Here is an 11,506-nt window from a genome sequence, read left to right on the forward strand (position 1 = left end):
CCCTTTTTTTGTATTTGTTATATTTGAATCGAAGTGGCGAAAAAGGCTTATGCCTTTAACGCTTTATCACCACGACCAATACCAACCGCGCCAGAGCGAACTACTTCAATCAAATCACTTTCATGACGTAATGTATCAAGGAAGGATTCAACCTTCTCTGTGCTCGCTACAAGCTGCAGAGTATAGCTATGACGGCCCATATCTAAGATAGCCCCTTGGAATACATCAACAACTCGTGTAACAGCAGCACGTGTATTCTCATCTTGTGCGAATACTTTAACTAATAACAGTTCACGCTCAATATGTGCCATCTCAGTTAGATCGATAATTTTTAGTACATCGACTAGCTTATTAACTTGCTTGGTGATTTGCTCAACAATACGATCATCACCCATGGTGGTAATGGTAATTCGTGATAATGAATGATCGTCAGTCGTACCAACAGTCAAACTGTCGATGTTATAAGCGCGTTGTGAAAATAAGCCAACAATGCGCGATAGTGAACCAGGTTCGTTTTCTAATAAGATTGATAAAATACGGCGCATTATGCTTTTACTCCTTTACGTAACCACATATCATCTACAGCCCCTAGCTTAATTTGCATTGGGTAAACATGTTCTTTTTCATCAACACAGATATCTAAAAATACCAGTCTGTCGTTTATAGACATGGCTTTTTCAATAGCAGGCTGTAGTTCATCAATATGATCAACGCGAATACCTACATGGCCATAGCTTTCTACTAATTTTACGAAATCAGGAAGTGATTCCATGTAAGAAGATGAGTGACGTCCTGAATACATCATATCCTGCCATTGACGTACCATGCCTAATGAGCGGTTATTCAACGACACAACCTTTACTGCTAAATTGTATTGTAAGCATGTTGATAGCTCTTGAATGTTCATTTGGATTGAACCATCACCAGTTACACAGATTGACTCTTTATCAGGGAAGGCAAGCTTAACACCCATTGCCGCTGGTAGACCAAAGCCCATGGTGCCTAAACCACCAGAATTAATCCATTGGCGAGGATGTTTAAATGGATAATATTGAGCTGCAAACATTTGATGCTGGCCTACGTCAGAGCTGATGTAAGCATCGCCATTGGTTGCTTTGTAAATTGCCTCGATAACTGCTTGTGGTTTGATTTTATCGCCATCTGTGCTGTAGCTAAGGCATTTTTGCTCACGCCAGCTGATGATTTGTCGCCACCAATCTTCTTGCGCAGAACGGTCTATCGATATTGAGCTCTTATCAATAGCCGCTTGTAATTGTTCGAGTACGGTCTTTAAGCAGCCAACAACCGGGATATGCGCTTTAATTGTTTTAGAGATTGAAGTTGGATCGACATCAACATGTACTATGGTTGCATTTGGGCAGAATTTTTTAACGTTATTCGTAACCCGATCATCAAATCGTGCACCTAGCGCTAAGATCACATCCGCGTTCGCCATGGCTTTATTTGCCTCAAGGCTACCATGCATTCCTAACATGCCAATAAAGTTAGGGTGGGTACCGCTGATACCGCCTAGGCCCATTAAGGTGTTAGTGATTGGTGCGTTTAATGATTCAACCAAGTGCGTTAGTTGCTCAGAGGTGTTTGATAAAATAATACCGCCACCAGAATAGATCACTAATTTCTTCGCTTCTAAAATTGCTGTGACAGCTTTACGAATTTGTTTTGAATGACCTTTGGTATTTGGATTATAAGTACGTAGTTCAGTGGTTTTTGGAAACTCAAAAGGAAATTTAAGCTCAGGGTTTAACATATCCTTTGGTAATTCAACCACAACTGGGCCTGGGCGTCCGGTGCTCGCTAAGTAAAATGCTTTAGCTAAAATAGTAGGGATATCTTTAGCGCTGCGACAGTTGTAACTGTGTTTAACGATTGGACGAGAACAACCAACAATATCTGTTTCTTGGAAAGCATCGTCACCAATTAAACCTGTAGGCACTTGCCCAGAAAGCACCACCATAGGAATAGAGTCCATATAAGCGGTTGCAATACCGGTAATACAGTTTGTTGCACCCGGACCTGAGGTGGCAAGAACAACACCAACGTCACCTGTTGCTCTGGCATAGCCATCGGCCATATGTGTTGCGGCTTGCTCATGTCGAACTAAAATATGCTCAATATCTTCTTGCTGAAATAATGCGTCGTATAAATCAAGTACAGAACCACCAGGGTAACCAAAAATATACTTTACATTCAATTCTTTAAGTGCCCGAACAACTAGTTCGGATCCATTGTATTCTGTTGTACTCATCCTCATTCCTCTGTGTGTGCAAGCATAAATGCATAAAAAAACCCCCGCATAGGGCGGGGGTTTTTTAAAAAGCGTGCTTTCACCTTTTAATAGACTCCCGCTGGGCTTGTAACTAAGACCAGTACGAGTACATTGACGACTAAAAGGTGACGGCTAATATTCATTGTTTATTAGTTTCTTCTAAAAATCACAGCCGACTAGAAGGCTGTTGTTTAAAAAATGTTAGATGTATTTTTAAGTGTTTTAGAAACTGATGTCAACCGCAAAAGTGTTATTTTGCATTAATTTTTCTATATTTTCATTTTTGTATGTTTTTATTGCAAATTAAAGTGTGGTTTTATGTTTTTGCAGGTGTAACTATGCATTAAATTGATTGTGTGATGAATGTTGAGCTTTGCATATAGATAATGCGTACTTATCACTGATACGCATAACTTAGCCTAGTAAAATCCACTTTTTAAACTCTTTTAATAAGACACCCACTTTAACTTTTACTTACAGCCAATACGCGACTTAACTAAACAAGACACCCAGTTTTATTTTTCAATCGTAATTAACAATCTATATGGTCTTTAACTAAAAGAGTGTGTGGATATTAAGGTATGAATAATATTTGCCCACTAAAATGCAAATTAACACTAAAAATGATGGATTTAGTTTCTTCTTGGACAAATTGCTAAGCATTAGTTGTAAAGAGTGCTTACCTCAGGTTTGCAACGAGGTTGTGCTCATTAATTATGTTCTGGAGGTTTAATTTATAATTAAGCAAATAAAGCTAAGCTGGTAGTAATTGAGCTTCTTCGCTTTCGTTTCATGTTATTTGCATAAGCCGTGATAGCTTGCTCTTTACCTGCAGTATTTTTAAATGAGCGGGTAAAGGAAGTGGTAAGTGTAAGCCAATTATCAGAGCAGATATTTAATCTTTCTAATATAGGTGCTGCATCTAGGGGGATTACACCAGGTTTACCTTCTCTTATAGAATGGCCAGTCCAATCAATAAGTTGTAAATAGGTTTTAAGTTCAAATGGGAGTCCTTTAGGCATATGTTTGCGTAGTTTACCTGCAAAGCGCATAAGTGTTTTCGGTTGCTTTGCTTTTTGAGCTGACTCAATACGTGATTTTATACTGGTGTAGTCTGATTGCTCTGGTAAATTAGCTGCTTTTGCTCTCACAGGGTTCAAGTCAACATAAGCAAGGCAAGCTGCAAGTGCTGCGTCATCAAGCAAGGCTTGCGATTTAAAGCGACCTTCCCAAAAGCGCCCTTTGCAATCATCTTCTTGATTCGCTTTTCGCGCGATGCTCTCATTTAGAACACGCATAAACCAACTAATACTACTTAGCCTTTCTCGATATAAATTAACTCTGTCATTAACTGCCGAGAGCTCTGCTTGTGTTAGTAATTCGCCATTTAAGAAGCGTTGGCATAGGAATGTACTGTTGAATACCTTGTGCCACCTAATCAAAATAGCTTTATTACTTAAACGCTTCGCTTTTGCTATATCAATGTGCAGAACCAGATGTGTGTGATTACTCATTACTGCGTAGGCGCAAATATCTATACAAAATATCCGACCAAGTTGAAGTAGTTTCTTTTCAACCCAATCCCGCCTATGTTCATATGAGCGGCCTGTTAGTGGATCATGCCCACACAAAAAAGCGCGACGAACGCAGCGTGAAATACAGTGATAATAGGGTGTGTTTGAAACGCTAATTAAGTTTCTGCGAGGGGTTGCCATGTTCTTCTCCTCCATGAGTGAACTATGTAAGTTTAGTCATAATTTTGAGAAGTGAGAACTATTAAGTTGGGTGTCTATTTTTATGTGTATTCACATATTATGGATGTCCAATTAATTGAGGGTATAAAAAAGCCAGTCTTAGACTGGCTTTGGGTAGGGAGTGTTTAAGGGTTAGGTTGTCTTAAGCCCTAAACAATTATTCTCTTATAGACGCTCAATTACAGCTTGAGTGAAGTCTGTCGTACCGTGGCTGCCGCCAAGGTCACGCGTTGTGCGGTCACCTGTTTTGATAACATCTGCAACTGCACTGCGGATGCGCTCTGCAGTGTCAGCCATACCTAGGTGCTCTAGCATTTGGATTGATGCTAAGATCACTGAAGTTGGGTTTGCAAGGTTTTTACCAGCGATGTCTGGTGCGCTACCGTGTACAGCTTCGAAGATAGCTGCATCTTCACCAATGTTTGCGCCAGGAGCCATACCAAGACCACCAACTAGACCAGCACATAGGTCAGATAAGATATCACCGAATAAGTTTGTAGTAACGATTACATCAAACTCATCAGGAGTCATAACTAGTTTCATACATGTTGCATCAACAATCATTTCTGTTGATTCGATTTGCGGGTAACGCTCAGCTACTTCACGTGCAACTTTTAAGAATAAACCAGATGTTGATTTAAGGATGTTAGCTTTGTGAACAGCCGTTACTTTTTTACGGCCTTCACGCACTGCTAGTTCGTATGCAAAAGTTACGATTTTTTCTGCACCTTCACGGGTGATTTTTGACATTGCTTCTGCTTCGTTACCATCTTCAGATACAACTTGGCCAAGACCTGAGTACATACCTTGTGTGTTTTCACGAACAGTGATGATGTCGATATCGTCGTAACGAGCTTGTGTACCTGCAAATGATTTAACAGGACGAACATTAGCATATAGGCCAAACTTTTTACGTAAAGTCACGTTGATTGAAGTGAAACCTTCACCAACTGGTGTAGTTAATGGGCCTTTTAAAGTGATCTTGTTACGCGCAATTGTGTCGATTGTTTCTTGCGGAAGTAACTCACCAGTTTTTTCTAGGGCAGCAAGGCCAGCATCAACGAATTCATAATCAAAATCGCAACCTGCAGCTTCAAGGATCTCAAGTGCTGAATCAATAATGCTAGGACCAATGCCGTCGCCTTTGATCACTGTGATGGTTTGTTTAGCCATTTACTTTTCCTATTTATGAGTAGATAAACACGTAAACTCGTCGCGAAATAGCATGCGATTTACTTGTTAGAAGGTTTACGTGGATGTGTTTGAAAATTTAAGCGGCTTTTATAGCAATTTATTCAGCTTTTTACCAGTTTATCCTGTGAATACTGACTATAAACAGACTAAAGTTCATATTTATTTAACGTTTTCGCACTTTTTAACAACACATTCTAAAAATTGTCTGCAAACTCGCAATTTTTCAAATATGCATAAAAATTAGCTTTTGAGTCCCAACCAGCAGCCGATAGGCTGTCGAAAATGATTTGCTCTTGCCAGCTGCTAAATAAAGCTTTTGGTTGAAAAACATAATAAGTAAATAATTTAATAGCTATCCAATGTTTCTCATTTATGGTGAGTTGCTGTTTTTTGTGTTGTTCACTAGCCAGTAAATGTTGAGTCCAGACGTTGTCACCAATTAGCTGATTTAAATATTCAGTCAATGGGGCTTGATCTAGGTGATTAACACCAAATAGGCAGGCCAATGGTGGGCTAATAACATGCTCTTCGGCTTGTTCAAATATAGTTTTTCGAGACAGGCTCGTAGCTTGATATTCGCAAAGGTATAAAACGTAGGCATATAATGGCAAGCTCACGTGTTCAAATTGCACTGAGTCAGAGTGTTTAAACAATGCTTGAATAATCCGCACCATATTTTCAAGTCGTTTAGAAATATGCTGAAACAGTGGGTGAGTAGTTGTTGCTACTAAGCGTTGAAACAATACTTTCTGAATGATTGCCGGCGCATTGTCGTATCCAACCATCGATAAACAATGACGCAAGTCTTTGGCTCTTTGCTGCTCTTTATTATAGGGCTTAGCGGCAATTGTAAGTTGCGTAATTAATTCAGGGTAGGGACTTAACAGCTTATTTAAACCACGATAGCTGTATTCTTTTGATACTTTTAAGTCACTAATTAATGCTAAGTATTGCTGTCTGCGTTGCTGATTTATAGGTGGTGGTTCTGTAAAATTGATGTTCTCACTAAACCATACGGTGTAAAGCAAACGCGTGTCTTTACACGTTCTTTGTTTGTCTAAAATGCTTAAATTAGCTTTGATGCGATGCCAGCGTACTTTTTCTGGGCGGCTAGCATCGACTAAAATATGCCTACCTTGCTCATCGGTGGTTAAATAGATAAGAATGCGTTCAGCGTAATTTACTTCACTTGCTGGAATGTATGGGCCTATGTGCGCAATGAGCGCCTTTATTGCATTTTGAGCAAACTCATTAGGTGTACGAAGATAAATATCAGCCAATGCTTTATGTATACTAATATGCCCACCAGGTTCACGATAAGTGGTATTCATGGCGATAATGTTAGCTAAAGCTACAAGTGTTGTTGCTCCGTCATAAATCATAATTTTTGGCGCACTTAAAAGTGCTTGTTTGTATTTATTTAACCGCGCTAACAAATGCTGAATAGATAATGTATGAGGACCTGAGCTTTGCAGTAATTTTGCAGCAAGCTGGTGACGATTCTGCCAAAGTTTTTTATCTTGTAATGTTAGTTTTTCACAGGCAGCTAACTTATTGCTTTGAGTTTGTACGCACAGGTAATTAGCTAAACAGCAGCTAATAATTTGTTCACTAATTGCTTGGCTGTAATTTAGGCTACGACATAGAATGCAAGCAATAACGCATTGGTTAACAACTAAATTTGTTGTGTAGCCATGATTAGGAACATATAAACTAAGTTGCGCTTGCATACCCTTTGGGCAGGCTTGGTAGATTAAGTAATATCGCTCAGCAAGGTTGCTTAATAAAGGATAAATTTGCGACCATTTCTGCTTTTGATAATAAAGCTTGAGCAACTGGTGCGTACTATCAAATAAGCGTGCCAAGTCACGAGGCGTCACGTTTTCCATCATAAGCGGTTAGGTTTCTTGTTGATAGCTTTCATAGGCACTTGGCCCCCACAATACTAATTGACCATTTTTAAACAGCAAGCCAGTGCACTCATCTATTGTTGTAATACCATCCGATTTTACGTGTTGCGTGCGGTAAAAAATGATTTGCCAAACATTGTCTTCGACTCGTTTAGCATAGGTTAGATCTGGGCTGCCTAAGTAATCAAGTACGGCGTTTAAGTTTTCAGGCTTATCGATAGATAGTTTCGAGATGTAACGTTTATTAAAAGCTTCACGGTCTTGCCAGATCATGGCTTGTGGGTCATCTTTATAAAAAGTGATCACAAGAGTGGCGATAAGTGCATAAACACCTAAACCCAGCACCAGATATTGGAAAACCTTTTTAAACATGTGTAACTCTTTAAAATTAACGCGAATTTGCAGTATACGCTGTGATATCCAAGTGCGCTACGAGATTGCGATTAATTGAGCCTTAACTGCTTTAAACTAAAGCCTAAGTGAATATCTGTGCGTAACATCACAAGATTTTTCGAAATAACAAACATATCCATCTCATCGTTCAATTTGCGCTTTACTGAAGGGTTTAGTTCATCGTCGTTGATTGCGGCTGCAATTGACTCATACTCATTTACTAATTGCTGCGCAGTTTTGTTACCAATACCTTTCACGCCGGGTATGTCATTGGTTTTATCACCAGCTAAAGCCCAAAAATCAGCGAGTCGATGCTTTGGAACATTAAAGCGCTGTGTAATGTCGTCGGCTTCAAGATACTGTTTTTTGAAGTAATCATAAATAGCAATCTGCTCAGATAAAAATGGTAAAAATCCTTTATCTGTAGAAACGATAGTAGAAGGTACATTATTAGTCGCGGCTTTATGTGCCAGCGTGGCAATTATATCGTCAGCTTCATCATTGTTAGGTGAAAACACCACAATGCCTGTTTGTTCAATGGCTTGTTTAAAAAGCGATAAGTTTTGTTTTAGGGTATCTGGCATCGGTGAGCGAGTGCTTTTGTACGCCTCATAGTAGTGATAACGCCAGCTTCTTTCACCATCAAACACAGCTATCGCGTGAGTAGCATTAGTTTGCTGACGTAACTTTTTACAAGCATGTGCCACGCGGGCACAGCTTGCTTTTATCATATGTTCTTCACTGTGATGACTCTGATTACTATCAACAGCATAGATGCGCCTAATAAGATTTAACGCATCTATTAAAAGTAACTGGGTTGTCACATAGTCTCCTGTTAAGCTTTTATCTCATAGCAAGGAATATACTTACTACCGGGTAATTTCATTCGCCCTTGTTCAACAAAAGCAGCAAGTAGTTTATCCATATCAGCCATTAATGCAGGCTCACCACTTAATACAAATCGGCCATGTTGCTTGATGGCTTGCAAACCTTCGTCTTTAACATTACCGGCCACAATACCTGAAAACGCACGGCGTAAATTAGCGGCTAGTTGCTGAGTCGGCTGATCTAAGTGTAAATCCAAACTCGCCATATTGGCATGAGTCGGTGCAAACGGCTGTTGAAAATCATTATCGATTTTTAGCGTCCAGTTAAAGTAGTATGCATCACCTTGACTCTTGCGGTATTCACGCACTTCAGCCATTTTTGATTTGAGTGTTTTGCCAACTCGCTCTGGGTCATCGATGATCACTTCAAACTTCTCAAGCGCCTCTTTACCAAGCGTTTTCTCAATGAATTTACACAGCTCAATAAAGTAATTTTCACTCTCTCTAGGGCCAGTTAAGATCACAGGTAAAGATTGTTTTTCGTTTTCAGGGTGCAGCAAAATACCTAAAAGATATAACAGCTCCTCTGCGGTGCCCGCGCCACCTGGGAAAATAATAATGCCATGGGCTGTACGGATAAACGCCTCTAAACGTTTTTCGATATCAGGCAAAATCACTAATTCGTTTACAATTGGGTTAGGTGGCTCAGCGGCAATAATACTTGGTTCAGTTAAACCTAAATAACGATTATTAGTAATACGCTGTTTGGCATGGCCTATCGTCGCGCCTTTCATTGGGCCTTTCATTGCACCTGGGCCACAACCTGTACAAATGTTTAAGCCACGAAGCCCAAGCTCATAGCCAACTTGCTTGGTGTATTTGTATTCGACTTCGTTTATAGAGTGGCCACCCCAGCAAACTATCATGCTCGGATCGCTATTGACTCTTAGCGCACCTGCATTCCTGAGCATGTCAAACACCATATGAGTTATGGCTTTTTGCTCAGTTAAATCTTTTTCGTATTTTTGACAAATAAATAGAATATCGCGAATAACCGAGAAGATATGTTCATGAATACCAGTGATAATTTCGCCATCGACAAAGGCTGATTCGGGTGGGTTTTCAAGCTCAATTTTAATCCCGCGTTCGCGGCTCAATAAGCGAATATCAAAATTTTCGTATTTGTTGTAAATTTCAGAGCTTGAGTCAGTGTGGCTGCCCACATTAAGAACCGCGAGCACACAGTTCCTAAATAATTTATAGCGCTCGCTGGTGGATGATTGTTCGAGTAGATCAACTTCTAGTTGCGATAGTAAATCCAGTACACCTGTAGGATTCAGTTGTTTTAACATAAGCACTCTCCTGGCTCGTCAATGAGCCTTTATCATTGTGTGTCAAAGACCTTACTAACAAGATGAGGCCTTTATTTGCTAATGCAAACTTTATTTCGTCCCTCGTTCTTGGCTTTGTATAGTGCTTCGTCTGCACGGTCAAAGGCAATCAGTGGGGTATCACCTTTTTTCAACTGGGTTGCGCCAGCAGAAATGGTGATTTCTACTTGCTTATCTTTGAATTTAAATGGAATACTTTGAATTGTCTTACGCAACTTTTCAAGTGGAGCTGCTGCACTTTCAAGTGACATACCGCTCATTAGTAACACAAACTCTTCGCCACCGTAACGGGCAATAAAGTCTGATTTACGTATTGATTTTTGTAGTGCTTTAGCAATGACTTGTAATGTTTTGTCACCAGCACTGTGGCCATATTGGTCATTGATTGATTTAAAATGGTCTACATCAATTACTACAAATGTCACTGCCGACTCTTGTAGATCAAATAATTGAAACTCTTGATTAAACCGTTCATCAAACGCTGCGCGGTTGGGTAATTTTGTTAAACCATCTAGCAAACTTTTAAATCGCTGTTCATTTAAGCGTTGTTTATAAGTTGAAAGTTTAGTTTCTAAATGGCTAATACGGCTATTGATATCGTTAAAGCTAGCGAGCAAGTTTTCTCGCTCCGTTTGCTCTAGTTTTTCTTTGGCAATTAAATCATCACTTAAAGATTTAAGTTCTTCTTCTACTAATTCTTTAAGTGATGTTATTGAGGTAGCCTGCTGAGTTTGCGTATGAAGATTCTTAATTTTTGCTTCAATCTGTTTGTTCAGCGAATCGTATTCGGCACTAATCGACTCTGAGTGTTTACTGGTTGAAACAATAGAGTGATGTAAATCTTCAATAGTTTGATTTAATGAGATTAAAAAGCTTTGTGCAGATTGACGCTCTTTACTCATATTACGCGTGATGATGGTGATAATACTCAGCGCAGAATCAAGTAAATCGTCAACACTGTCATTATGAGTGATTTTGCTTTTAATTATATTTATTTGCTCTGCACTTTCATCCTCGAGCACAAGCTCATTAGCAAGAGACAGCAGCTCAGACGCTAACTCAGGTTTGATTAATGCCTCGGCTTGACTACTTTTAGCGAGCTTTGCTTGAAGTGCATGGTGATAAATAGTAACCAGCTTAGACAATAAAGGTATAAAGTCATGATTAGACTGTATATTATTCAATTCGTGGTCAAGCAGATAACGCAATGTTCGACGGGCATTATCAGGTAAACCTTGGACTTTTTGTAATTGTTTACCTGCATCAGTGATGCTTTTGTTAAGCTCGCGTTGTTGAGCCATTTGCTTGGTTTCTTGTTGTTTTAGAAGACCAAGTACATCATCTATGAAAGGTGTTAGTAATTCAAAATTAACACCTTTTTTTAGTGCGTTTCTAAATTTGGCTAAACGGTTATCTAGCTCAATGTCTAGCCCTTTACAGCTGAGCGACAGTTTTGCCGCAAACTGTGAAAGCACTTCAACTTGATGTTTGCGTGCATCTTCGACCACTGTGCGTGCGTCGATAGCCTGCTTTAACTTTTTATTAAGAACATCATGCTGTTGCTGCACCTAGTAATACCGCCGTGAAGATTCAAATTTTCTATAGGGTAAGTTTACAACAAATTAATACGAAATGTAGGTTCCAAGTCAAAAACTTAGTTAATTTGTATATCAAACCTGTTGCAATGGCTGTTTATCGGTTTTTAATTCACATTTTTTCTCGCAATTGTTAGGCTTGTCCGCAATTT

9 protein-coding genes are annotated in these 11,506 nt (G+C 39.4%); all 9 read right to left on the reverse strand.

Annotated elements, in window-relative coordinates:
• Positions 1–47 precede the first annotated feature (47 nt).
• The 9 genes from ilvN to E5N72_RS17400 all read right to left on the reverse strand — a co-directional run bounded on the left by ilvN (position 48) and on the right by E5N72_RS17400 (position 11,327).
• Positions 48–545 carry an acetolactate synthase small subunit gene (ilvN, locus tag E5N72_RS17360; protein ID WP_135926385.1) on the reverse strand — a complete coding sequence of 166 codons (498 nt, stop codon included), beginning with the start codon at positions 543–545 and terminating at the stop codon, positions 48–50.
• Positions 545–2,269 (reverse strand): acetolactate synthase 3 large subunit, encoded by a 1,725-nt coding sequence (locus tag E5N72_RS17365; RefSeq protein ID WP_135926386.1) that lies wholly within the window; start codon positions 2,267–2,269, stop codon positions 545–547. The genes ilvN and E5N72_RS17365 overlap by 1 nt, the downstream gene beginning before the upstream one ends.
• Before the next feature lie 761 nt (positions 2,270–3,030).
• Complete coding sequence (locus E5N72_RS17370; protein ID WP_135926387.1) at positions 3,031–4,005, reverse strand: transposase; 975 nt, start codon at positions 4,003–4,005, stop codon at positions 3,031–3,033.
• A gap of 204 nt (positions 4,006–4,209) precedes the next feature.
• Complete coding sequence (locus E5N72_RS17375; RefSeq protein ID WP_130052654.1) at positions 4,210–5,217, reverse strand: isocitrate dehydrogenase; 1,008 nt, start codon at positions 5,215–5,217, stop codon at positions 4,210–4,212.
• Between the two features lie 215 nt (positions 5,218–5,432).
• Positions 5,433–7,130: a hypothetical protein gene (locus E5N72_RS17380; protein WP_135926388.1), complete on the reverse strand. Its 1,698-nt coding sequence runs from the start codon at positions 7,128–7,130 to the stop codon at positions 5,433–5,435.
• Positions 7,131–7,136: 6 nt separating this feature from the next.
• The gene (locus E5N72_RS17385) at positions 7,137–7,520 is read right to left on the reverse strand and encodes a DUF3192 domain-containing protein (RefSeq protein ID WP_075594547.1); all 384 of its coding nucleotides are present in this window, start codon (positions 7,518–7,520) and stop codon (positions 7,137–7,139) included.
• 71 nt (positions 7,521–7,591) lie between these two features.
• On the reverse strand, positions 7,592–8,365 hold the full coding sequence (gene xni / locus E5N72_RS17390) for a flap endonuclease Xni (RefSeq protein WP_135926389.1): 774 nt from the start codon (positions 8,363–8,365) through the stop codon (positions 7,592–7,594).
• 11 nt (positions 8,366–8,376) lie between these two features.
• Positions 8,377–9,720 carry a nucleotide 5'-monophosphate nucleosidase PpnN gene (gene ppnN / locus E5N72_RS17395; RefSeq protein WP_135926390.1) on the reverse strand — a complete coding sequence of 448 codons (1,344 nt, stop codon included), beginning with the start codon at positions 9,718–9,720 and terminating at the stop codon, positions 8,377–8,379.
• A gap of 71 nt (positions 9,721–9,791) precedes the next feature.
• Positions 9,792–11,327: a GGDEF domain-containing protein gene (locus tag E5N72_RS17400; protein WP_135926391.1), complete on the reverse strand. Its 1,536-nt coding sequence runs from the start codon at positions 11,325–11,327 to the stop codon at positions 9,792–9,794.
• Between the last annotated feature and the right edge of the window lie 179 nt (positions 11,328–11,506).

This window comes from Pseudoalteromonas sp. MEBiC 03607, assembly GCF_004792295.1.
Classification (GTDB): Bacteria; Pseudomonadota; Gammaproteobacteria; order Enterobacterales; family Alteromonadaceae; genus Pseudoalteromonas; species Pseudoalteromonas lipolytica_C.

Bases quoted from the DNA above. Each gene is read 5' to 3' on its own strand.
- ilvN (WP_135926385.1), bottom strand. From the start codon at position 545: ATGCGCCGTATTTTATCAATCTTATTAGAAAACGAACCTGGTTCACTA.
- E5N72_RS17375 (WP_130052654.1), bottom strand. From the start codon at position 5,217: ATGGCTAAACAAACCATCACAGTGATCAAAGGCGACGGCATTGGTCCT.
- ppnN (WP_135926390.1), bottom strand. From the start codon at position 9,720: ATGTTAAAACAACTGAATCCTACAGGTGTACTGGATTTACTATCGCAA.
- E5N72_RS17380 (WP_135926388.1), bottom strand. From the start codon at position 7,130: ATGATGGAAAACGTGACGCCTCGTGACTTGGCACGCTTATTTGATAGT.
- E5N72_RS17370 (WP_135926387.1), bottom strand. From the start codon at position 4,005: ATGGCAACCCCTCGCAGAAACTTAATTAGCGTTTCAAACACACCCTAT.
- E5N72_RS17385 (WP_075594547.1), bottom strand. From the start codon at position 7,520: ATGTTTAAAAAGGTTTTCCAATATCTGGTGCTGGGTTTAGGTGTTTAT.
- E5N72_RS17365 (WP_135926386.1), bottom strand. From the start codon at position 2,269: ATGAGTACAACAGAATACAATGGATCCGAACTAGTTGTTCGGGCACTT.